Raw genomic sequence first — 21,641 nt, forward strand, 5'->3', positions numbered from 1 at the left:
CCGGCGGCCCGGCGCATCACCCCTGTCACAACTCGGTGACCTGGGTGGAACCTGGTGCCTTCGGCAAGGTACTCATGTGGGCATGAGCAATGACGGGGGACCCTCCAACGGCGCGTACGAACCCACCAGTTTCGGCCTGCAGCCACCACAGCCGGCATCGCAGCAGCCGACTGCGCAGCACCCCGCGGGGCCGCAGCGCCCGAACGGCCCGCAGCACCCCGCCACGCAGGCGCCGCCCCCTTCCCCGTACGCCCAGCCCACCCAGGTGGTCCCGAATCAGCCGTCCGAGCCGGATCCCGGCGCGGGGCGTCTGATCGCGGGCCGTTACCGCCTGCTCTCCAAGCTCGGCCACGGCGGCATGGGCACGGTCTGGCGTGCGAAGGACGAGACGGTGGACCGCGAGGTCGCCGTCAAGGAACCCCGGATCCCCGACCACCTGCCCGAGCGCGAGCGCGCCAACGTCTTCGAGCGGATGCGCCGCGAGGCGCGCGCCGCGGCCCGCCTCGACCACCCTGCCGTGGTCAACGTCCACGACGTGGCGGTGGAGGACGGCCAGCCGTGGATCGTCATGGAGCTGGTCAAGGGCCGCTCACTCGGCGCCGCGCTCCACGAGGGCACGCTGGGCGCCCGTGACGCCGCCCGGATCGGTCTCGAGGTGCTCGGCGCCCTGGACGCCGCCCACCAGGCGGGCATCCTGCACCGTGACGTCAAGCCGGACAACGTGATGCTGGGGCAGCACGACCGGGTCATCCTCACCGACTTCGGCATCGCCCAGATCGAGGGCGAGACGAATCTGACGGACACGGGCGGCTTCGTCGGTTCGCCCGAGTTCATCGCCCCGGAGCGGGTGTTGGGCCAGCGGCCTGGACCCGCGTCGGACCTCTGGTCGCTCGGCGTGGTCCTCTACGCCGCGACGGAAGGCGTGTCGCCGTTCCGTCGCAACAACACCCCGGCGACGCTGCAGTCCGTCCTGAACGCGACACCGGCGGCGCCCGCGTCGGCCTCGGGCCCGCTCGCGCAGGCGATCAACGGACTCCTGGCCAAGGATCCCTCCCAGCGTCCGCGCGCCGGGCAGGTCCGCGCCCTCCTGGAGGAAGCGGCACAGCCGCCGCAGGCGGCGCCCACGCAGTTCGTCACGGCCGACGGTGTCGGACGCGGCGGCGGTGAGGGAAGTGGCAGGGGCAGTGGCAAGGGCGTCTTCCTCAGCCGCAAGGCGCTCGTCGTCATCGCCGGTGTGGCCGTCGCGGCCGTGGCGGCGGGCGTCCTTGTCGCCCTGAACCCCTTCGGGGGCTCGGACGCGGAGGGCTGGAAGGACCATAGATCGACGGTGGTCGCCGCCACCGTCTCCGCGCCGGAGCACTACGTGGAGAGCAAGCCCGAGAACACCGACACGAACAAGACCTGGGTCAGCTACACCGACCCCAGCGGCGCCATCTTCATCACGCTCGACCTCGCCGAGAAGAAGGACACCTCAGAGGAGGTCCTCGGGTCCGCAGCGTCCCAGGCGTACGCCGACATGGAGGACTTCAAGGCGAGCGGCGAGACCTCGTTCAGCCACATGTCCAGCGATCCCGCTCCGGACGGAACGACGGCCGACACCAAGTACAAGGAGCGCAAGGCCGCCGAGAACACGGTCAGGTACACCGACTCGGAGACCGAGCAGCCGCACGAGGCCAAGATCTTCTACTACCGGACCGACTCCGGGAACATGTACCGGCTGTGGATCGACTACCCGGGCAAGGGCGACTTCACGGAGCGGGGCCGCGAGGTGGCCAAGACCGCCATCGAGAATCTGGGGATCGACAGGCTCTGAAATCTGGGGATCGACAAGATCTGAAGCCCGCCAAGCGTTGCGGGAGTCTGCTAAGCCCCTGATCAGGGGCTTTACCGCCAGCGATCGCTGGCATGGTGTGTGTGCTCGGTGAAAGCTGATTACCGACGGGTACCCAAATCTCTGACCTGGGCCTACGCTCACCACCATGACGGACTCGCAGGCCACCGCAGCGCCCCTCGGAACGAACCCGACAGCCACCGCTCCCGAAGGCGCGCGCACCACCGCCGACGTGGTGACTCCCGAGCTGATCGCGCAGCTCACCCGGGACGTGATCGGCACGGGGCGGACCGCCAACCACACCCCGTTCACCGGCGAGAAGCTGGCCGACCTACCCGAGTCCACCCCCGAGGACGTGGCAGACGCCTTCGAGCGCGCCCGCGTGGCCCAGGTCGCCTGGGCGCGCACCCCGGTCCGCCGCCGCGCCGCGGTCCTGCTCCGCTTCCACGACCTGGTCCTGCAGCGCCAGGCCGAGGTCCTCGACCTCATCCAGCTGGAGACCGGCAAGGCCCGGCTGCACGCGCACGAGGAGCTGCAGGCCGTCGTCGTCGCCGCGCGGCACTACGGCCGCAAGGCCCCCGCGTATCTGAACCCCAAGCGGCACACCGGCGTCGTACCGACCCTCACGAAGGTTACCGAGAACCGTCAGCCGCGCGGTGTGGTCGGCCAGATCGCGCCCTGGAACTACCCCCTCGAGCTCTCCATCGGTGACGCCCTCCCCGCGCTCGTCGCGGGCAACGCCCTTGTGATGAAGCCCGACACGGAGACCTGCCTGACCGCCCTGTGGGCCCGCGACCTCATCATCGAGGCCGGTCTGCCCGCCGAGGTCTTCCAGGTGGTCCTGGGCGACGGTCCTGTCATAGGCCCCGAGATCGTCAAGCACGCCGACTACGTCTCCTTCACCGGCTCCACCCGCGTCGGCCGCGAGGTCGCCCAGGGCGCGGCGGCCCGTCTCGTCGGCGTCTCGCTCGAACTCGGCGGCAAGAACGCCATGCTGGTCCTGCACGACGCCGACATCGACAAGGCGGCGGCGGGCGCGGTGCGCGCCTGCTTCTCGTCGGCGGGCCAGCTGTGCATCTCCATCGAGCGGCTGTACGTCCACGAGTCGATCGCCGACGAGTTCGTGGAGCGCTTCGCGACGCGGACGAAGGCGATGCGGCTCGGCCGTTCCCTCGCGTACGGCGCCGAGATGGGCTCGCTGGTCGGCGAGCGGCAGCTGGAGACCACCAAGCGGCACGTCGACGAGGCGGTCGCCAAGGGCGCCACGCTGATCGCGGGCGGTGTCGCCCGGCCCGACATCGGCCCGTACTTCTTCGAGCCGACCATCCTGGACGGCGTCGAGTCCCCGATGGCGGTGTGCGGCGAGGAGACCTTCGGTCCCGTCGTCTCCGTCTACCGCTTCACCGACGAGAACGAGGCGGTCGACCTCGCCAACTCCACGTCGTACGGCCTGAACTCCTCGGTCTGGACGAAGGACGGCAGCCGTGGACGCAAGATCGCGACCCGTCTGCGCACCGGCACGGTCAACGTGAACGAGGGCTTCGCGCCCGCCTACGGCAGCGTGCAGTCGCCGATGGGCGGCATGAAGGACTCGGGCCTGGGCCGCCGGCACGGTTCCGAGGGCATCCTGAAGTACACCGAGGCGCAGACCGTCGCGCACCAGCGCCTGATGCCGCTCGCGCCGTCCTTCGGCATGGACGACGAGAAGTACGCGGCGTTCATGAGTCTGAGCCTGAAGGTCATGAAGTCGCTGCGCCTTCGGTAGGCGTCTCAAGAGCCTTTCTCTAGGGGTCAGTTTTCAACGAGGAGAGTCAATGTCACAGGAGAGCTCTGTCCAGAAACAGCCGGACAGTGAGGCGGGTGGGTATGCGGGTGGGTACGACGACGCGTCGTACGACTACGACGTCATCGTCGTCGGTTCGGGCTTCGGCGGCTCCGTCTCCGCCCTGCGTCTGACGGAGAAGGGCTACCGCGTCGGCGTACTCGAAGCGGGGCGACGCTTCACCCGCCAGACGCTCCCGAAGAACTCCTGGGACCTCAAGAACTACCTCTGGGCCCCGGCCCTCGGCCTCTACGGCATCCAGCGCATCCACCTGCTCGGCAATGTGATGGTGCTCGCGGGGGCGGGAGTCGGCGGAGGTTCGCTGAACTACGCGAACACGCTCTACGTACCCCCCGCGCCGTTCTTCGAGGACGCGCAGTGGAAGGACATCACGGACTGGCAGGACGAGCTGAGCCCCTACTACGAGCAGGCCAAGCGCATGCTCGGGGTGCGGCTCAACCCGACCACGACTCCGTCCGACGTCCACCTGAAGGCGACCGCCCAGGCCATGGGGGTGGGCGACAGCTTCCACATGGCGCCGGTCGGCGTCTTCTTCGGCGACGAGCAGGACGCCTCAGGTACTTCAACGGCCAAGCCCGGCGAGGAAGTTCCCGATCCCTACTTCGGAGGCGCGGGTCCCTCGCGCAAGGCCTGCAGCGAATGCGGCGAGTGCATGACGGGCTGTCGGCACGGCGCGAAGAACACCCTCAACGAGAACTACCTCTACCTGGCGGAGAAGGCGGGCGCCGTCATCCACCCGATGACGTCCGTCGTCACCGTCACCGAGGACTCGCGGGGCGGCTTCGCCGTCGCCACGCTGCCCACCGACAGCAAGCGCAAGGGCAAGGGACGTACGTTCACGGCGCGCCGGATCGTCGTCGCCGCGGGCACCTACGGCACGCAGACGCTCCTGCACCGCATGAAGGACACCGGCCTGCTCCCGCGGATCTCGGGGCGGCTCGGCGCGCTGACCCGCACCAACTCCGAGGCGCTTGTCGGCTCGCAGACCACCGACCGCCGCTACCGCAAGCAGCACGGCATCGAGAAGGCGGACTTCACCAAGGGCGTCGCGATCACCTCGTCGATCCACCCGAATGCCACCACGCACATCGAGCCGGTCCGCTACGGCAAGAAGTCCAACGCGATGGGCGGCCTGACGATCCTGCAAGTGCCGTACACCATCAAGGGCGGCGGCAGGGCGCGCGTCACGGGATGGCTCGGCAACGTGGCCAAGCACCCCTGGCTGATGGTCCGTTCGCTCTCCAACCGGCGCTGGTCGGAGCGGACCATCATCGGCCTCGTCATGCAGACGCTCGACAACTCCCTGACCACGTACCGCAAGGAGAAGGGCATCGGCAAGGGCCTGCTGACCGCACGGCAGGGCCACGGCGCGCCCAATCCGACGCAGATCCCCGAGGCCACCGAGGCGGCGACGCTGCTCGCCGACGAGATCAACGGCTTCGCGGGGTCGAACATCGGCGAGCTGATGGGCACCCCGCTGACCGCGCACTTCCTGGGCGGCTGCCCGATCGGCGACTCCGCGGAGACCGGGGTCATCGACCCCTACCACCGCCTCTACGGCCACCCCGGCATCTCGGTCGTCGACGGCGCCGCGGTCTCCGCGAACCTGGGCGTGAACCCCTCCCTGACGATCACCGCGCAGGCCGAGCGCGCGATGTCGTTCTGGCCCAACAAGGGCGGCGAGGACATGCGTCCCGCGCAGGGCGCGCAGTACGTACGTCTCGCCGCCGTCGAACCGAAGACCCCGGCGGTACCGGCGGACGCGTTCGGCGCGCTGAAGCTTCCCTTCCTGGGGATGCCCGCGGTACCGGCCAAGAAGTAACCCGGACCCGGACCCGGACCGCGATCTGATCCGCGTACGCGAAAGGACCTGCACCCCCCTCCGAGCGCAGGTCCTTTCGTGCGCCGTTACCTACCGGCGTGCTGACGCGCGTGCTTACGCGGTGGCGTCGGCCTTCTTGCGGCGGACGACGAAGACCGCGCCCGCACCGGCGATGACGGCGATGCCGCCGACGAGGCCGATGGTCGGCAGCGCGGAGCTCGAGCCGGTCTCGGCGAGGCTGCCGGTGGTCGGGATCACCTTGGCGCCGCCCTGGGGCTTCTTGCCGGCGACGGGCGTCTTGTCGCCCTCGTTCCCCTCGGCCTTGCCCGGGTTCTCGTTGGCGCTGCCGGCCTTCAGGACCGTGAACTCGTAGTACGAGAACGACTCGTGCACGCAGTTCTGCTCGGAGTCGAGGTAGCCGCCGAGGCCGAGCGCGTAGCCGTCACCGGCCGGGGCCTTGGCGCTGATGTTGAGGCGCAGCTTGATGTCGACCTTGTCCTTGGCGCCCAGCTCGGTGGAGCCGAAGTAGAAGCCGCCCGAGACCTCGTCCGCGATGGACTCCCAGGCCTTGGACTCGGGGTTGAAGTACTGGATCTGCGCGTAGTCGGCGAGCCAGTCCTTCTTCTTCTGGCTCGCTGTCCAGCTGTCCACGACGGCGAGCCACTGGACCTCGCCGAGGTCCTCGTCGGTCGGGTTGGCGGCGGTCAGCTTGAACTGGTGCCAGCCACTGCCTGCGACGATCTTGCCGGGCAGACCCGAGAGGCCGATCTCCAGCTTCGAGTCGACGTCGGTGCCGTCCTCGTCGACCGGGCACTGCGAGGGCTCCTCGGTGGGCTCCTCGGTCGGCTCGTCGGTCTCGGTGGGCTCCTCCGTGGGCTTGCCCGTCACGGTGGGCTTGCCGGTCTCGGAGGGCGGCGGGGTGGTCGTCTTGGTGTCCGTCGGGGCCGGCGTCCCCGTCTCGGCCGGCGGCGTCTCGGACTCCGTGTCCGTCGGAGTGGGCGTGCCCGTCTCGGTGGAGGTCGCGCTCGAGGACGGAGTGGTGGTGTCCTCGGTCGCGAAGGCGGCAGGGGCCGACAGCAGCGCGAGCGGGGCTATGGCAGCGGTCGCGGCCGCGGCGGCCATGACACGGCGGAGCTTCATGAAGACCTCAGTCAGTCCGGCGTACCACCTGGTGGGCGATACGGAGGTGGAGGCCTCCGCGGTGGGGACGCGGGTGTGGCCGTTGTTACGCATGCATGACCTGCGTCGCCTGTGAATGGTTGTCCTTTACTTCACATAATTCTTATGTGGCGTGGATCACACTGCTTGTGCGTCCAATGCCGGGTGCCGTAGAAATTCCTCCGCTCTACGGTGATTCGCCGGGAGCAAGTGCGGCAGCGAGGGGGCGGCGTGGCGGAGCCGGATGAGATACCGGACCGGATACCCGATCGGATATCGGACGACGTGTGGGAGCGGTTCGAGCGCGACAGCCTGCGTGACATCCGTTCGTCGGCGCCGAAGGAGCCGTCCGCGCGGGCGCGCATGGTGGCCGAGCGGCTGCGGCGCCTCGACGAGGAGGCGGCGCGCCAACAGGCGGCGGACTCCCGGGCCCTGGGCCGCAGGCGCAGGAAGCGCAGGGCGGCGAAGGGGGAGGGTGCCGCCGGGGCGTGGCGCCCTGACGAGTGGCGGGCGGGGCCGACCGGACCGCGGCGCAGCGAGCGTTCGGAGCGCAGCCGCCGGGCGTGGAGCGTGGTGATCGTGGTGGGCGGAATGGTGTTGGCGATCGTGCTCCTGAGCCCGTTCCGGTTCTGGATCTGGCGGTAGCTGGAGCGAGGGAAGAGCGAGGGAAGACCGAAGGGCCCCGCGGGACGGATCCGCGGGGCCCTTGGCTGTCAGCACCGACGTCAGGGCAGCGTCGGTGCCGCGGAGCGGCGCCGGGGGAGTGCGCCGCGGGTCGGGAGTACTCCGGTGGCCGCCCCGGCGCACGGGGGGCGCACAAGTGGTCTCGACCAATGGCAATTGAGTTGTGCAGTACCGCGCGTGCGGCTTGTCCTGCTAGGCATCGTGCTGGATGCGCCGTGACCCGCGCAACCGGTTCGACGTGATCCTGACGAACAGGGACAGGTGGGGACAGCTGGGGCCAGTTGGGGTTTTCTGCGGGGACGGAGGAGCTGCAGAGCTGAGGGACCGGGGGAACTGAAGACGGTGTGGGGCCGGGGAACTGGAGACGGTGGGGGGACGGAGGCCGGTCGGCTTCGGGCGTCCCCGAAGCCGACCGTTCCCTGGGTGACCGGGCTGCTGTCCCCTGCCGTCCGGTCACGTCTCTGGAGCGAGGTCCCACGGCGCACACCAGGTGTACGCCTCATCGCTCCAGCGGAGCCACGCGTGGTTTTTCCGTGCCCGCCCCTGGCTGGCACGGACATCGGGACCAACGAAGGGCCTGAGGGCCCGGTCACGCGCCGTACGGGTGAGACGGGGACCGAACTCAGGTCCGGTGGCGCGGGGGCGGATTCCGATGCGCTTCCAGAGGTGCGTCGGGAGGCGGGTCGGGAGGTGCTCAGACCCGGCCCCTGCACAGCTCGAGGAGCGTCATCGCGAGCGACGTACCGGGCTTGCCGAGCGCGTCCCTGTAGTGGCCGAGCACCTCCATCTCGCGCGAGAGGTTGACGCGGCGGCCGCCCGAGCCGATCCGGGCCTCCTGGATGACGGCCGACACGGCCATCCGTTCCTGTACGAGGCCGATGATGCGGTCGTCGAGCGCGTCGATGCGGTCGCGTGCGCCCTCGATCACATCGGCGGCCTCGGGGGTGCGGGCGCCGGTCTTGTCGGTCGTGGCGATGGTCATGTGGGGCTCCTCATCGGACGTGGATCACGTGGATCACGTGGATCATGCGGATCACGTGGATCTCGGTGGAGTGCCCCGGAACGACAAGGCCCGGAAATGACAGAACGCCCCGGGCCTTGTCGGCCCGGGGCGCCTGGGAAGTCGCTTGTCAGTGGATCAAGCAGCTCGACCATGGCAGCCGGCGGGCCGGTTGCCATAGGTAAAGAGGAAGCTCAGGTGCTTGGTCACGAGGCCAGTATGCCCCCACGCGCGCGCTCTCGGTCAACACGGGTTCCGCCACGGCCCGGATGCTGAGACGCCCCGCAACGCCACCCGCGCGGGGATCGCCTCCGTCGGATGCGACGAAGGGGGTGTCCGCGGGCCCGTTAGAATCGACAAAACAGACCCCTGCTCACGCACGAGCCCCGGCTCACGCGCAAGCTCACGCTCAACGCCGGAAGGCCGCCGCCGTGCCATCAGCGTCCCCCGCTGCCGCCGCCCCCGACACCGTTCTGGTCGTCGACTTCGGAGCGCAGTACGCCCAGCTCATCGCCCGCCGCGTCCGTGAGGCCCGGATCTACAGCGAGATCGTGCCGAGCAGCATGCCGGTCTCCGAGATGCTCGCCAAGAAGCCCGCCGCGATCATCCTCTCCGGCGGCCCCTCGTCGGTGTACGCGGACGAAGCGCCCTCTGTGGACCGCGCGCTGTTCGAGGCGGGCGTCCCCGTCTTCGGCATGTGCTACGGCTTCCAGCTGATGGCGATCACCCTCGGCGGCACCGTCGACAACACGGGCGCCCGTGAGTACGGCCGTACGCCCCTGCACGTCTCCAAGTCCGGATCGACCCTCTTCGAGGGCACCCCGGACGAGCAGCCCGTGTGGATGTCGCACGGCGACGCGTGCAGCGCGGCGCCCGAGGGCTTCACCGTCACCGCGTCCACGGACGTCGTGCCGGTCGCGGCCTTCGAGGACGACGAGAAGAAGCTGTACGGCGTGCAGTACCACCCCGAGGTCATGCACTCCACCCACGGCCAGCAGGTGCTCGAGCACTTCCTCTACCGGGGCGCGGGCCTGAAGCCCGACTGGACCACCGGCAACATCGTCGAGGAGCAGGTCGCCGCGATCCGCGAGCAGGTCGGCACCAAGCGTGCGATCTGCGGCCTGTCCGGCGGCGTCGACTCCGCCGTGGCCGCCGCCCTCGTACAGAAGGCCATCGGCTCGCAGCTGACCTGCGTGTATGTCGACCACGGCCTGATGCGCAAGGGCGAGACGGAGCAGGTCGAGAAGGACTTCGTCGCGGCCACGGGCGTGAAGCTCAAGGTCGTCGACGCGCAGGAGCGCTTCCTGAGCGCCCTGGCCGGTGTCTCCGACCCCGAGCAGAAGCGGAAGATCATCGGCCGCGAGTTCATCCGCGTCTTCGAGCAGGCCCAGGCGGAGATCGTCGCCGAGGCGCCGGGTGACCAGCCCGTCGAGTTCCTCGTCCAGGGCACGCTCTACCCCGACGTCGTCGAGTCCGGCGGCGGCACCGGCACCGCGAACATCAAGTCCCACCACAACGTGGGCGGCCTCCCCGAGGACCTCGAGTTCCAGCTGATCGAGCCGCTGCGCCAGCTCTTCAAGGACGAGGTGCGGATGGTCGGGCAGGAGCTCGGCCTGCCGGACGAGATCGTCCAGCGCCAGCCGTTCCCGGGCCCCGGCCTCGGTATCCGCATCGTCGGCGATGTCACCAAGGAGCGTCTGGACCTGCTCCGCGAAGCCGACGCGATCGCCCGTGAGGAACTGACCGCAGCCGGTCTCGACCGTGAGATCTGGCAGTGCCCCGTGGTGCTGCTCGCGGACGTGCGCAGCGTGGGCGTGCAGGGCGACGGCCGGACGTACGGCCACCCGATCGTGCTGCGGCCCGTCTCGTCCGAGGACGCCATGACCGCCGACTGGTCGCGCCTTCCGTACGACGTCCTCGCGAAGATCTCCACGCGCATCACGAACGAGGTCGCCGACGTGAACCGCGTCGTCCTCGACGTCACGAGCAAGCCGCCGGGCACCATCGAGTGGGAGTAGTCCCCAGGGCCTGACCTGCCTGGCCTGCCTGACCCAGGTCGCAACGCCGGTGCCGCCGTCCCCCGAAGCCGGGCGGCGGCACCGGCGTTTTCTCACGTCCGCCGGGTCGTTCCTCAGGTCCGCCTGGTGATGCGCGCCGGTGTACCCGGCTTCCACAGCTGCACCACCAGATACTTCCCGTCCTCGATGTACGTCCGCACCACCTCCGTGAGCTCCGTGCGGAAGAGATGGAACGCGGCTGGGTCCGGCGGGTTCACCTCGCCCACGTACCGCGCGATGACCTCGGGGTCCTCGACCTCGATCGCCCGCCCGGAGATCCGGATGTCGCCGTCTGCCATCTCCGCGCCCGCTCCCGGGTTCGCCTGGACCGAGAAGCGCGGATCGCGGCGCAGATCGAGCGCCTTCATCGAGTCCGGCATCATGCCGAGCCACAACTCCCCGTACAGGAAGCGGACTTCGAGGCCGGTCGTGCGCGGTGATCCGTCCTTGCGGAGGGTGGCGAGGACGTGGTGCGTGAACAGGCCGAACCGCTCCTCGGTGGTCCGGGCGAAGGTGGGTTCCGCTGCGCTGAAGACTGCCCAGTTCGTCGTCATGCGACGAGTGTCCCGCCGATACCCGACACCTGCTGTCCGGTTTTGCCCACCGACTTCTGTCCGGCATCGCGCCCCGCATGCGCACTCTCTTCACAGGGCACCCCTGTCTTCCTGCGCTGACCGGCGGTAACTTCCGCTCCGTACAGTCAGGGATGGAGGACACATGCAGGCGCCCACACCGATACCCGTCGAGCGGTTGCAGTTCGCGATGCCGCCGGTGCACGAATCGTTGGCGGACGAACGGCGGTACCGCAAGGAACGGCTCGCCGGGGCGCTGCGGATCTTCGGGCGGCTCGGATACGAGGACGGAGTGTCCGGGCACATCACGGCGCGGGACCCGGAGCTCGAGGACTGCTTCTGGGTGAACCCCTTCGGGATGCCCTTCAAGCACGTCACCGTGGGCGACCTGGTCCTCGTCAACGCGCAGGGGCAGGTCGTCGAGGGCCGCCACCACGTCAATCAGGCCGCCTTCACCGTCCACGCGCAGGCGCACCTGGCGCGGCCCGACGTCGTCGCCGTCGCGCACTGCCACTCGCTGCACGGCCGCGCCCTGTCCACGCTCGGCGAACTCCTCGACCCGATCACCCAGGAGTCCTGCGCCTTCTACGAGAGCCACGCGCTGTACGACGGCTACACGGGCGTCGTCGTGGACTCGGACGAGGGCCGCCGGATCGCCACCGCGCTCGGCGACCACAAGGCCGTCATCCTGCGCAACCACGGGCTGCTCACCGTCGGCGACTCCGTCGACTCCGCCGCCTGGTGGTTCCTCACGATGGAGCGCTCCTGCCAGGTCCAACTGAGCGCGCGGGCCGCGGGCCGACCGATTCTCATCGGCCACAAGCAGGCGGTGGCGACGCGCGAGCAGCTCGGCAGCGATCTCGTCGCGTGGATCAACTACCAGTCCCTGTGGCAGGACATCAGCCGCAGCGAACCGGATCTGCTGGCCTGAGCCCGGGCCGGTGACGCCCGCCGTCAACACGAACGTGCGGGAATCACCCTCGCTGACCTGACCCGAGGAACCTGATCGCCTTCCAGTACGGCACAATCCCCTTTCATCGCAAGGAAGTTCACGTTTCGGTGCTCGAACGAGGGCGGGGAAGGCGGCGTACGAGGTGGTGGCGGTGCAGGAGGCGCGGCAGGGCGCACACGGGGGCGGCTGCACATGTGGCGACTGCCCGCACGGTGCGCGTGAGGGGCATCGGCGTGCCGTGGCCGCATTCCTCGCCAAGCGCGACGAGCTGGCGGCGGGGCAGGGGCTGCCCGCGGCGGTCGCCCACTCGGCGGGTGCTTCCCGGCAGTGGGTGTCGGACGAGCTGACCCAGTCCGCACGGGCCGTCGCCGAACGCGGCCGGGCCGAGGGCGAGGCCTGGCTCGGCCGACTGTGGCTGCGCACCGTCGGCGTCGTCTGGGTGGCCGTGGGCGTCCTGCTCCTGGTCCAGGCGCTCACCGCGATCGGCACCGGGTGGACCCTTGCCCGGACCGCCGGGGTACTCGCGGCCGCGGTCGTCGGTGGCCTGCTGACCGGCGCCGGATATGTGCACCGGGCGCGCGGCGGCATCTTCGCGCCGTTGATCGGCGAGGACAACCGCCTCTCCACCTCCCGTGCGGTGGCCGCCTGTTGGGTCCTCCTCGTCGTCTTCTCCGTGCTCGTCCTCGTGGGTGAGCTCGCCGGGGCCTCGGGCCACCGTGAGCGGGACGAACTGATCGCCGGGCTGGACCTCGCCCGCGCCGCCGGCGTCGTGACCGTCCTCGCCGTGGTCTGCGGGGTCGCCATGCTCGTACGCCGTGTGGTGGGCCTGCGCGTCCTTGGCCAGCGGCTGCAGAAGGTGCCCGCCGACCGACCCCGGGCCGCCGACCTGCTCACCGACGACGCGGGCCGCGGCAGCTTCGCGGACGTGCAGTACGTCCTGGTCGGCGCCGTCGCCATGCTCTTCGCCGCCGTACGCCTCGCTCGCCGCCCCGAGCAGCTGCCCGACCTGCCGTGGGGCCTCGCGCTCCTCGTCCTGGTGTCGGCGGCGACATACCTCGCGGGCAAGTACGCGGAGGGCGGCAGGCCCGTGATCCTCTCCGTGGTGCGCGCCCGCGAGGCCGGTGATCTCGACGCCCCCATCCGCACGGGCGACGACATCGAGATCCGTGGCGCCGGATTCGTGCCCCCGGGCGCGCAGACCGCCGATCGTCTCGCCCGGATGGTCGTTCGCATCGGGACCGTGCACGTCCATGTGCCGCTCGTCCCCGTGCCGGGCGGTTTCACCAACCCGAGCGACGCGGCCCTGACCGTCCCCGTCCCGGTCGACGTGGAGCCGGGGCGCGTCGATGTCCAGGTGATCACGGCCGCCGGCGTGGAGACGAACCGCTGCACGATCGACGTCACGGACTGAAGCCACCGTCTGGCCGTCGAGCAGGTCTTCGCGAATTCGGTGCAAGCCACTGAGCAGGCCCCCCTGTTCGTACGTATCGTCAGATGACGGGTCCATGGGCGAAGCGGGTCAACGGGAGAGGCGGCGAGAGCGATGGCTCACGGCATGCGTACCGACAGCCACACCAGCTACGTCAGAAGCAGCGGCTGGCGGGAGAGCGCTTCCCGGTATGCCCTGCTACCGCTCCGGATCTTCCTCGGTGTCACCTTCATCTACGCGGGTCTGGACAAGCTCACGGACAGCGCCTTCATGTCGGCCAGTGGCGCGGGGTCCATCGGCGAGATGATGCAAGGCGTCCGCAACATCTCCGCCTTTCCGGCCCTCGTCGACCTCTCCCTCAAAAACCCCGTCGGCTTCGGCTACGCCATCGCCTTCGGCGAACTGGCCGTCGGCATCGGCACCCTCGTCGGTCTGTTCGCCCGGATCGCCGCGCTCGGCGGTGCACTGATCTCGCTCAGCCTCTGGCTGACCGTGAGCTGGTCCACCGAGCCCTACTACTACGGCAACGACCTGGCCTACCTGATGGCCTGGCTGCCGCTGATCCTCGCCGGGGCGTCCGTCTTCTCGGTCGACGCGATGATCACGGACCGGCGCAGATACGCGTCGGGGCTCGACTGAGGCTTGGGTCGGACTTGGCTCGGGTCGGTCTCGGCTCGGGCTGGGGCGGGCCGCAGTGGGCTAGGCGTCCGTGGAGTCGTCGGCCGAGCGGTCCGTCGTGCGGTCCTTCGTGCGATCCGGTATGCGGTCCGCCGTGCGGGCCGTGGACCGGCCGCGTATGCCGTAGGACACGGCTGCCGCCGCGCCTCCGAGCAGCAGGCCCGCAAGGAGGAGCGGGAATGCCATGAACCACGGTGTGTCCCAGATGCCGCCCGCGTCGCCCGCGTAGGCGATGGCCGCCATCAGCAGGAAAAGGCCAAGGACCAGCTTGCCGGGATGGAACTCATGACGTAGCACGGGTCACCTCCACCTGTCCGATGCCAACCTCGACGTGCATCTCGAGCGTGCCGCCGTTCTTGCTGCCCGCGGTCGGGGTCAGCGTCACCGACTTCCCCTTGCCCGGAGCGATGTCCACGTCTCCCTCGCGGTCGCCCGGCAACTGGATGTCACCGATGTCCACTTCGATGTCCAGCTTCACCGTGCTGTCCTTCGGCAGGATCACCTTGAGCTGCCCCGCTCCCATCTCGGCACTGGTACTCAAGCTCCGGCCCTTGCCGGGGCCTGCGCGGGTCAGGTCGAGTGTGCCGAGGCCCGTCCCCAGTTCGTACCGGGGTTTGACCTGTTCCACCGAGGTCGGTCGCCACTCCGTCTCCCCCCAGCTGGTGGTGATGTCCTTGGGCAGTGCGGCGGCGCCCGCGAGCAGCCCGGCCGTGATCACCGCGAGCACGATCGAGCCCACGCCGGTACGCCCGAGGAAGGCGCTCAGCGCGATGCCGATGCCGAACACGGCGAGGGCGAGGGCCAGGCCGGTCTGCAGGCTGGTGCTGAGCGACTGCTCCTCCCAGGTGAGGGCGGTACCGAGGCCGCCGGCAAGCAGCGCTCCCAGGAAGACGAGGCCGCCGATCCAGCGCGGGCCGCGCGGCTTGGGCGAGGGGGCCGTCTCGGGCTCCCGCTGCCGTATCCGTCCGTGCGGGGGGTCGGGCTGATACTGGACGGCCACTCCCTCGGGCCCCCAGAAATAGCCCGAGATCCCGTCGTGCGTGCCGTCCTTGATGATCGGGTCCCGCCACCACGAAGGGGCACCGGCCACCGGCGGTGCCTTCGCCTCCGGCGGAGCATCCGCCACGGCCTGGGCCGCCACCGGGTCGGGATCGGTCGTACCGCGCTGCTGCGACCAGTACCCCGCGCCGGCGAGGAGCAGCGCGAGGACGGCGGCGAAGGCGAGCGCCCCGCCGTTGTTCAGCAAAGAGAGGAAGACGCCGCAGCCGACGAGCGCGAAGAGCACGGCCGTCAGGGCCTGGCCGTCCACCCGGCCGGAGAGGAGCCTGCGCGCCTCGTTCTCCTCCTCGTCCTCGAAGGGGACGAACAGCCACGCGAAGCCGTAGAAGACAAGGCCGAGCCCGCTGGTGACGGAGATGAGCGCGAACCCGATCCGGAAGATCACCGGATCCATGTCGCAGTGCTGACCGAGCCCCGCGCACACACCGCCCAGCCTTTTGTGCCGCCGATCGCGGCGGAAGGCCCGCACGATCAGCGGCCCGCCCGGCTCCTGCGCCGTGGCGGTCAGGGGATCGGGCGCGGTCTGCGGGCCCGTCCCGGCGGGCTGCTCGTCTGTCATGTGTCCATGGTGACGGGCAGGAGGCCGCCGCGGCAGCCGGGACAACCCTGGACGAACCCTGAGATCGCCCCTGACACGTCCCTGCCCCGACCGCCACGTCACCGCCGTCCGGGGCGGAGATCAGGGACGTCTCGGGGGTCGACCCTGATGCCCGCGTACGCGTACGCGTGTGAATATCGGAGGCATGCCGGAAGCCGCAGCAGTATCCATCGAAGACGAGCGGCCGCTGCGAAAGCTCTATCGCAGCGGTGACGGCCGTTGGCTCGGCGGTGTCGCGCGCGGCCTCGCCGGTCATCTCGGGCTGCCCGTCGTCTGGGTGCGGCTGATCTTCGCGGGTCTGTTCATGGCTGACGGGCTCGGCGCGCTGCTGTACGCGGCGTTCTGGTTCTTCGTGCCGCTGGGCGTCGGCGGGGTCGACGCCCAGCGGCCGCCTTCCGCCGTCACCAGCGAGACGGCGCCCGACGGGCGCCGCAGACTCGTGGCCCGCAAGCCGGACAGGGGCCAGCTCGTCGCGCTGCTCGCGATGGTCATCGTCGCCATGGTCTTCGTCGGCAATGTGGACCTGGGCAGCTCGACCAAGGCCTACCTCTGGCCGACCCTGCTCGTCGGCGCCGGTGTCGCGCTGGTCTGGCGGCAGGCCGACAACGCCCGCCGGGCCCGCTGGATGGCCGTCGGCCGCCGCAGGCGCACCCTGACCATCGCCCGCGCGGGGGCCGGAGTGCTGCTCGTGGGTGCCGGTGTCACCGGCATCGTCGTGCTGCAGGGCTCCACCTCGCACCTCAGCTCCGTGCTGCAGGCCGCGCTCGCCGTGCTCGTCGGCGTCGCGCTGCTCGCCGGCCCCTATCTCGTGCGCATGATGCAGGACCTCTCCGAGGAGCGGTTGATGCGTATCCGCGCCCAGGAGCGGGCGGAGGTCGCCGCCCATGTGCACGACTCGGTCCTGCACACCCTGACCCTGATCCAGCGCAACGCCGAGAATGCCTCAGAGGTGCGCCGCCTGGCCCGCGCCCAGGAGCGCGATCTGCGCCAATGGCTCTACAAACCCGAGGGCACGGGCAAGGACGAGGCGGACGAGCCCGACACTCTCGCTGAAGCGGTCCGGCGTGACGCCGCGGAGGTGGAGGACAAGCACGGCGTCCCCATCGAGGTCGTCATAGTCGGCGACTGCCCGCTCGACGACCGCCTGACGGCGCAGACGCAGGCCGCACGGGAAGCAATGGTGAACGCCGCCAAGTACGGTGGCGACGGCGGTGCGGTGCAGGTCTTCGCCGAAGTCGACGGGCAGACGGTGTTCGTGTCCGTCCGGGACCGTGGCCCCGGCTTCGATCTGGATTCCGTGCCGGACGACCGCATGGGCGTACGAGAATCGATCATCGGCCGTATGCAGCGCAACGGCGGCACGGCGCGGCTGCGCGCGGTGCCGGGGGGCGGCACGGAAGTCGAGCTGGAGATGGAGAGGACGGCGACGACATGAGCGACGCGAGCGAGCCCGTGGGGCCCAGGGGCGGATCAGAGGGTGCGGCCGAGCCGTCGGCCGATGCGGCCGGTGCCGGTGCCGGTGCCGGTGTCGGCGGTGACCAGGAGGGTCGCCATGCGCGCGTCGTCCTCGTCGACGACCACCGGATGTTCCGTACAGGCGTCCAGGCGGAGATCGGCAGGACCGCGATCACCGGGGTCGAGGTCGTCGGCGAGGCCGCGGACGTCGACCAGGCGGTCACGGTCATCACGACGACACGCCCCGAGGTCGTGCTCCTGGACGTGCACCTTCCGGGCGGCGGCGGGGTGGAAGTGCTGCGCCGCTGCGCTCCGTTGATGTCCGATGCCGAGAGCCCTGTGCGGTTCCTCGCGCTCTCCGTCTCGGACGCCGCGGAGGACGTCATCGGGGTCATCCGTGGCGGTGCCCGCGGCTATGTCACCAAGACGATCACCGGCACCGACCTGGTCGACTCCATCTTCCGTGTGCAGGACGGCGACGCGGTTTTCTCGCCGCGCCTCGCCGGTTTCGTCCTCGACGCCTTCGCGTCGACCGACGCGCCGCCGGTCGACGAGGACCTGGACCGTCTCACCCAGCGCGAGCGCGAGGTGCTGCGGCTCATCGCGCGCGGGTACGCGTACAAGGAGATCGCCAAGCAGCTCTTCATCTCCGTGAAGACGGTGGAGTCGCATGTGTCGGCGGTACTGAGGAAGCTCCAGCTGTCCAACCGGCACGAGCTGACGCGGTGGGCGACGGCGCGTCGGCTGGTCTGATGGTCGGGCCGGCCCCGCTTTCGGCGACGGTCCGGCCTGGCTCAGCGGTGCGCGTCGTTCGCGGCTGAGGCGGGGCCCAGCTTCCGTATCGCCCAGCGGTAGTGGCCCACCGCCTTGGTGATGCCGATGAGGCCCGTCAGCCACAGGATGAGGCCCGTGCCCATGCCGAGCACGACGTCGCTGTACGAGTCGCGTCCCGGTTCGGCGTAGGCGGCGGCCGCGAAGGACGCCCACAGGCCGACCGCGCACACGAGGAGGGACGAGAGGAGCCAGCAGAGGCTGAGGGCGGGGGAGCGGAGAGCGGAGTCGGATGCCGGGTGGCTGTCCAGTGCCAGCCAGCTTTCGGTGAGTTCGCGGGCCTTGCGGTCGCTGCGGATACCGACGACGACGCCGATCACCGAGGGAACGACGGCCCCGAGGCCCAGGACCGCGCAGAGCGGGCCCAGGACGAAGGCCATCGGATCATGATCCTCGATCATCTCGATCGGTACCGTCAGAAGCGCCCAGCCGATGACGCAGCCGAGCGCGAGCAGCCAGAGCAGCAGGATCCGGTGCACACCCAGGCTCCGCCTGCGCAGCTCTTCGAGCGCCGTGCCGCGGTCGTGCAGCAGCGCGTCCCGGTCCGGCCAGGTGCGCAGATAGGCGGGCGGCGGAGGCGGCGGCAGCGTACGGCGGGGCATGGCCCTGACAGTACCCGCGGCCCGCGCGGCCCTTCGGGCCACCCGTGCGGCCCCGCCCCCATCCGGAACCCTCACGCCACCCGCGCGGCCCCCGCGAACGGCATCTGGTTGATCGGGGCGAGGCGTACCGGTGCGCTCGGGTTCGGGGCGTGGATCATCTGGCCGTTGCCCACGTAGATCCCGACGTGGCTGATGCCCTGGTAGAAGAAGACCAGGTCTCCGGGCCGGAGTTGAGAGCGCGGGACCCGTTGGCCCTCATTGATCTGCGCGTACGTCGTGCGCGGCAGGGCGACCCCCGCGGACCGGTAGGCGGCCTGGGTAAGGCCCGAGCAGTCGAAGGCGTTGGGGCCGGTGGCGCCCCATACGTACGGGCTGCCGAGCGCCTTGTAGGCGTACGAGACAGCCGCTGAGGCACGGGAGTTGGGGGCCTTGGCCGGGACGCCCAGGGAGCCGTCACGACCCGCGGCGCGGGAGGCCCTGTCGCCGTCGCCCGTGAGCTTCGCGCGCTGCGCGGCGGTGAGCTGCGACAGGAGCCGCTTGGCCGCGTCGAGCTTTCCGGTGACGGTCTTCTTGTTCTTCTTCAGCTCCGCCTGACGGGACTTGAGGTCCACGAGTTTGGCGTCGGCCTCGCTGCGCAGCTGGTCCATCTCCCGGAGCTGCTTCCGCACACCTGTGACGGCCGCGGCCTGGCGGCTGTCCGCCCGGTCGGCGAGCGCGGCACGCTCGAGGTACTGGTCGGGGTCGGAGGAGAGCGCGAGCTGGAAGGCCGGGTCGATGCCACCGGTGCGGTACTGCGCGGCGGCGATCGCACCGAGGCCCTCGCGCGCCGAGTTGAGCTTCTCCGTCTTGCGGGCCGCTTCGTCGCGCAGCTCGCCCAGGGACTTCTCGGCGCTCTCGGCCTTCTCCTTGGCGCCGTTGTACTTCTCGGTGGCGACCTCCGCCTCGCGGTAGAGCGCGTCGACCTTGGACTTCACCGCGGCCGGGGTGGGCCGGGGGTCCGCGTGTCCTGTGCCGTCGAAGGCGATGGCCGTAACAGCCCCGGCGAGGGCGATGGTGGCGGCTGTGCGGGCCGTATGGCCACTGAGCGAGCGCTGCTTGGGCTTGCGGTGCGCTGCCACGTAGGGGCTCCTTTTAAGGTTCCGGCGGCGGCCCACACAGGGGGAGCGGGCCGCCGCCGGATTCTCGGCGGTGGTGTCCGACTGCCGCCCTTGATCCGAGCGGCGGTGGGGAGCCGGTCACCTGACGAAGGACGCTAAACCTGACCGTCACGGGTTGGTGACGGATTGTGCGCAACTGGCTGAAGTGTGCCGCCGGTGACCGATTGTGGCTGTGCGATCCGCCGGGCCGAGCGCTCTTCCCGTAGGCGTGTGACCGATGCGGCGCTTGGGGCCCACCTGGCTACGGAGTGGTGATAAGGCCCCGGCTAGGCTCCGGCTCATGGACGTTCTCACCCACCTCTTCGTCGGCCTGCACATCATCGGCATCGCCTCCCTCTTGGGTGGCTTCCTCACCCAGATGAAGCAGATGGGCGAGGGCACGGCCCGTTTCAACCCGGCGATGCTGCACGGTGCGCTGACGATGCTGGTCACGGGCGTCGTCCTGGTGGGTCTCAATCAGGCGGACGACAACCCGGTCAACAACCTCAAGATCGGCATCAAGATGGCCGTGCTGATCGTGATCCTCGCGCTGGTCTACGTGAAGCGGGACGAGGAGAAGGTGGACAAGAGGATGTTCGGCGCCGTCGGTCTGCTGACCGTCGTGAACATCTTCATCGCGGTGCTGTGGACCTGATCCCGCCCCCACTCACAGAGAAACGGCCCTCCACGCGCGCGTGGAGGGCCGTTTCTCTTGTGCGAAGTGATTCGTGGGGCGGTTACGCGGGCCGCACCACGCTGTGGATCGGCATGTAGTAGATCGACTCGGTGCGGACGTTCGCGCCCGGCTTCGGGGCGTGGATCATCTTGCCGTTGCCGATGTAGATACCTACGTGACTGATGTCGTCGTAGAAGAAGACAAGGTCACCGGGCTTGGCGTCGGCGGTCTTCACGGTCGTGCCGACCTTGACCTGGTCCCAGGTCGTGCGCGGCAGGGAGATCCCCGCGGCCTTCCACGCGTCCTGGGTGAGCCCGGAGCAGTCGTAGGAGTCGGGTCCCGTGGCGCCCCACACGTACGGCTTGCCGATCTGTGCCTCGGCGAAGTTGATGACCTTCGCGGCCTTCGCCGCGTACCCGCTGCCTGTGTCGCCGGAGCCGGAGCCCGAACCCGCGTCCGAACCGGAACCGGAGCCGGTGTCCGGGGTCTCCTTGTTCTTCTCGCGCTCCTTCGCCGCGGCCTCTTCCGCCTTGCGCTTGGCCTCCGCCTCGGCCTCCTGCTTGCGGGCGAGCTCGGCGGCCTTGCGCTTGGCCGCTTCTTCCTTCTTCTTCTCGATCGCCGCGAGCCGCGCCTTCTCCTCGGCCGTCAGCTGCGAGAGCATCGTGCGCGCCTGGCCCAGCTTCTTCTGGACGGTCCGCTTGCTCGTCTTGAGGTCGTCCCGCGAGTCGCTCAGCGTCTGAAGGCTCTTGGCGGCCTTCGTGCGCTGCTTCGTCGCTGCGGCCTGCTTCGTCTGGTAGTCGTCGACCGCCTTCTTCTGGCGTGCGGTCAGCCGGTCCGACAGATGGTTCTGGTCGAAGTACCCCTGCGGGTCGTCGGCGAGCATCATCGTGGCGGTCTCGGAGACGGCGCCGGTGCGGTACTGCGCCGCGGCGAACGCGCCCAGCTCCTGGCGGGCATCGTTCAGCTTGTCGGTGCGCTGAGCCACGTCGTCGAGAAGGGTGTCGACCTTCTTGCGCTGCTTGTCGGTGCGCTCCTTGGCCGAGTTGTACTTCTGTGTGGCCACGCCCGCCTGGTGGTAGAGGTCGTCGACCTTCTTCTGGACCTCTTCGAGGCTGGGCTTCTGCGGTGCGGACGGTGCCGCCTGCGCGCTCTGTGACAGCAGGGCCACGGAGGTGAGGGCCGCCGTCGTGATGCCGATGGCAGGGGTGACGCGTAGGCCGGCAATGCGGGTCCGCGGCTTGCGGTGCGACGCCAAGGG

General features: G+C 70.0%; 19 protein-coding genes. 11 read left to right on the forward strand and 8 right to left on the reverse strand.

Annotated features, from left to right (window positions below):
• The first annotated feature begins 82 nt into the window (after window positions 1–82).
• From ACWFRJ_RS27850 to ACWFRJ_RS27860, 3 genes are all read left to right on the forward strand, one after another.
• Window positions 83–1,813: a serine/threonine-protein kinase gene (locus tag ACWFRJ_RS27850; protein ID WP_453536453.1), complete on the forward strand. Its 1,731-nt coding sequence runs from the start codon at window positions 83–85 to the stop codon at window positions 1,811–1,813.
• 166 nt (window positions 1,814–1,979) lie between these two features.
• Window positions 1,980–3,596 carry a succinic semialdehyde dehydrogenase gene (locus ACWFRJ_RS27855; RefSeq protein WP_453536456.1) on the forward strand — a complete coding sequence of 539 codons (1,617 nt, stop codon included), beginning with the start codon at window positions 1,980–1,982 and terminating at the stop codon, window positions 3,594–3,596.
• A gap of 49 nt (window positions 3,597–3,645) precedes the next feature.
• Window positions 3,646–5,496 (forward strand): GMC oxidoreductase, encoded by a 1,851-nt coding sequence (locus tag ACWFRJ_RS27860; protein ID WP_453536459.1) that lies wholly within the window; start codon window positions 3,646–3,648, stop codon window positions 5,494–5,496.
• A 114-nt stretch (window positions 5,497–5,610) separates the two neighbouring features.
• Here the strand turns inward: ACWFRJ_RS27860 and ACWFRJ_RS27865 are convergent, their stop codons facing one another.
• Window positions 5,611–6,729 carry an LPXTG cell wall anchor domain-containing protein gene (locus tag ACWFRJ_RS27865; protein ID WP_453536462.1) on the reverse strand — a complete coding sequence of 373 codons (1,119 nt, stop codon included), beginning with the start codon at window positions 6,727–6,729 and terminating at the stop codon, window positions 5,611–5,613.
• 156 nt (window positions 6,730–6,885) lie between these two features.
• On the opposite strand from ACWFRJ_RS27865, the gene ACWFRJ_RS27870 reads away from it, so the two are divergent.
• Window positions 6,886–7,299 carry a hypothetical protein gene (locus tag ACWFRJ_RS27870; RefSeq protein WP_453536464.1) on the forward strand — a complete coding sequence of 138 codons (414 nt, stop codon included), beginning with the start codon at window positions 6,886–6,888 and terminating at the stop codon, window positions 7,297–7,299.
• A 733-nt stretch (window positions 7,300–8,032) separates the two neighbouring features.
• Here the strand turns inward: ACWFRJ_RS27870 and ACWFRJ_RS27875 are convergent.
• Window positions 8,033–8,320, reverse strand: a complete 288-nt coding sequence (locus tag ACWFRJ_RS27875) for a chorismate mutase (RefSeq protein ID WP_361389652.1) — start codon at window positions 8,318–8,320, stop codon at window positions 8,033–8,035.
• 449 nt (window positions 8,321–8,769) lie between these two features.
• Here ACWFRJ_RS27875 and guaA point away from each other — a divergent pair, with 449 nt between their 5' ends.
• Window positions 8,770–10,356: a glutamine-hydrolyzing GMP synthase gene (guaA, locus tag ACWFRJ_RS27880; RefSeq protein WP_453536467.1), complete on the forward strand. Its 1,587-nt coding sequence runs from the start codon at window positions 8,770–8,772 to the stop codon at window positions 10,354–10,356.
• Window positions 10,357–10,469: 113 nt separating this feature from the next.
• On the opposite strand, the gene ACWFRJ_RS27885 is transcribed toward guaA, so the two are convergent.
• Window positions 10,470–10,949, reverse strand: a complete 480-nt coding sequence (locus ACWFRJ_RS27885; protein WP_453536470.1) for a pyridoxamine 5'-phosphate oxidase family protein — start codon at window positions 10,947–10,949, stop codon at window positions 10,470–10,472.
• Between the two features lie 163 nt (window positions 10,950–11,112).
• On the opposite strand from ACWFRJ_RS27885, the gene ACWFRJ_RS27890 reads away from it, so the two are divergent.
• The 3 genes from ACWFRJ_RS27890 to ACWFRJ_RS27900 all read left to right on the forward strand — a co-directional run bounded on the left by ACWFRJ_RS27890 (window position 11,113) and on the right by ACWFRJ_RS27900 (window position 13,987).
• Window positions 11,113–11,898, forward strand: coding sequence for a class II aldolase/adducin family protein (locus ACWFRJ_RS27890; RefSeq protein ID WP_453536473.1), 786 nt, complete (start codon window positions 11,113–11,115; stop codon window positions 11,896–11,898).
• Between the two features lie 166 nt (window positions 11,899–12,064).
• Window positions 12,065–13,330, forward strand: a complete 1,266-nt coding sequence (locus tag ACWFRJ_RS27895; protein WP_453536722.1) for a hypothetical protein — start codon at window positions 12,065–12,067, stop codon at window positions 13,328–13,330.
• Between the two features lie 132 nt (window positions 13,331–13,462).
• On the forward strand, window positions 13,463–13,987 hold the full coding sequence (locus ACWFRJ_RS27900) for a DoxX family protein (RefSeq protein ID WP_453536476.1): 525 nt from the start codon (window positions 13,463–13,465) through the stop codon (window positions 13,985–13,987).
• Between the two features lie 60 nt (window positions 13,988–14,047).
• Here the strand turns inward: ACWFRJ_RS27900 and ACWFRJ_RS27905 are convergent, their stop codons facing one another.
• Together ACWFRJ_RS27905 and ACWFRJ_RS27910 are read right to left on the reverse strand one after the other, a co-directional pair.
• Window positions 14,048–14,323 carry a hypothetical protein gene (locus ACWFRJ_RS27905; RefSeq protein ID WP_453536479.1) on the reverse strand — a complete coding sequence of 92 codons (276 nt, stop codon included), beginning with the start codon at window positions 14,321–14,323 and terminating at the stop codon, window positions 14,048–14,050.
• Window positions 14,310–15,644 carry a PspC domain-containing protein gene (locus ACWFRJ_RS27910; protein ID WP_453536482.1) on the reverse strand — a complete coding sequence of 445 codons (1,335 nt, stop codon included), beginning with the start codon at window positions 15,642–15,644 and terminating at the stop codon, window positions 14,310–14,312. Before ACWFRJ_RS27910 ends, ACWFRJ_RS27905 begins: the two co-directional genes overlap by 14 nt.
• A gap of 184 nt (window positions 15,645–15,828) precedes the next feature.
• On the opposite strand from ACWFRJ_RS27910, the gene ACWFRJ_RS27915 reads away from it, so the two are divergent.
• Window positions 15,829–17,118 carry a PspC domain-containing protein gene (locus ACWFRJ_RS27915; RefSeq protein ID WP_453536485.1) on the forward strand — a complete coding sequence of 430 codons (1,290 nt, stop codon included), beginning with the start codon at window positions 15,829–15,831 and terminating at the stop codon, window positions 17,116–17,118.
• The gene (locus ACWFRJ_RS27920; RefSeq protein WP_453536488.1) at window positions 17,115–17,891 is read left to right on the forward strand and encodes a LuxR C-terminal-related transcriptional regulator; all 777 of its coding nucleotides are present in this window, start codon (window positions 17,115–17,117) and stop codon (window positions 17,889–17,891) included. Before ACWFRJ_RS27915 ends, ACWFRJ_RS27920 begins: the two co-directional genes overlap by 4 nt.
• 41 nt (window positions 17,892–17,932) lie before the next feature.
• On the opposite strand, the gene ACWFRJ_RS27925 is transcribed toward ACWFRJ_RS27920, so the two are convergent.
• Both ACWFRJ_RS27925 and ACWFRJ_RS27930 read right to left on the reverse strand, forming a co-directional pair.
• Window positions 17,933–18,571, reverse strand: a complete 639-nt coding sequence (locus tag ACWFRJ_RS27925) for a hypothetical protein (RefSeq protein ID WP_453536491.1) — start codon at window positions 18,569–18,571, stop codon at window positions 17,933–17,935.
• A 71-nt stretch (window positions 18,572–18,642) separates the two neighbouring features.
• Window positions 18,643–19,689, reverse strand: coding sequence for an NlpC/P60 family protein (locus tag ACWFRJ_RS27930; RefSeq protein ID WP_453536494.1), 1,047 nt, complete (start codon window positions 19,687–19,689; stop codon window positions 18,643–18,645).
• A 319-nt stretch (window positions 19,690–20,008) separates the two neighbouring features.
• Here ACWFRJ_RS27930 and ACWFRJ_RS27935 point away from each other — a divergent pair, with 319 nt between their 5' ends.
• Window positions 20,009–20,362: a hypothetical protein gene (locus ACWFRJ_RS27935; protein WP_453536497.1), complete on the forward strand. Its 354-nt coding sequence runs from the start codon at window positions 20,009–20,011 to the stop codon at window positions 20,360–20,362.
• An 82-nt stretch (window positions 20,363–20,444) separates the two neighbouring features.
• On the opposite strand, the gene ACWFRJ_RS27940 is transcribed toward ACWFRJ_RS27935, so the two are convergent.
• Window positions 20,445–21,638: an NlpC/P60 family protein gene (locus tag ACWFRJ_RS27940; RefSeq protein ID WP_453536500.1), complete on the reverse strand. Its 1,194-nt coding sequence runs from the start codon at window positions 21,636–21,638 to the stop codon at window positions 20,445–20,447.
• Window positions 21,639–21,641: the final 3 nt, after the last annotated feature.

It is taken from the genome of Streptomyces sp. NPDC055239, assembly GCF_053606205.1.

Coding starts and splice junctions, on each gene's coding strand:
- ACWFRJ_RS27850 (WP_453536453.1), top strand. CDS start 83: ATGAGCAATGACGGGGGACCCTCCAACGGCGCGTACGAACCCACCAGT.
- ACWFRJ_RS27855 (WP_453536456.1), top strand. CDS start 1,980: ATGACGGACTCGCAGGCCACCGCAGCGCCCCTCGGAACGAACCCGACA.
- ACWFRJ_RS27860 (WP_453536459.1), top strand. CDS start 3,646: ATGTCACAGGAGAGCTCTGTCCAGAAACAGCCGGACAGTGAGGCGGGT.
- ACWFRJ_RS27865 (WP_453536462.1), bottom strand. CDS start 6,729: ATGCGTAACAACGGCCACACCCGCGTCCCCACCGCGGAGGCCTCCACC.
- ACWFRJ_RS27875 (WP_361389652.1), bottom strand. CDS start 8,320: ATGACCATCGCCACGACCGACAAGACCGGCGCCCGCACCCCCGAGGCC.
- ACWFRJ_RS27885 (WP_453536470.1), bottom strand. CDS start 10,949: ATGACGACGAACTGGGCAGTCTTCAGCGCAGCGGAACCCACCTTCGCC.
- ACWFRJ_RS27890 (WP_453536473.1), top strand. CDS start 11,113: ATGCAGGCGCCCACACCGATACCCGTCGAGCGGTTGCAGTTCGCGATG.
- ACWFRJ_RS27900 (WP_453536476.1), top strand. CDS start 13,463: ATGGCTCACGGCATGCGTACCGACAGCCACACCAGCTACGTCAGAAGC.
- ACWFRJ_RS27910 (WP_453536482.1), bottom strand. CDS start 15,644: ATGACAGACGAGCAGCCCGCCGGGACGGGCCCGCAGACCGCGCCCGAT.
- ACWFRJ_RS27915 (WP_453536485.1), top strand. CDS start 15,829: ATGCCGGAAGCCGCAGCAGTATCCATCGAAGACGAGCGGCCGCTGCGA.
- ACWFRJ_RS27920 (WP_453536488.1), top strand. CDS start 17,115: ATGAGCGACGCGAGCGAGCCCGTGGGGCCCAGGGGCGGATCAGAGGGT.
- ACWFRJ_RS27925 (WP_453536491.1), bottom strand. CDS start 18,571: ATGCCCCGCCGTACGCTGCCGCCGCCTCCGCCGCCCGCCTATCTGCGC.
- ACWFRJ_RS27935 (WP_453536497.1), top strand. CDS start 20,009: ATGGACGTTCTCACCCACCTCTTCGTCGGCCTGCACATCATCGGCATC.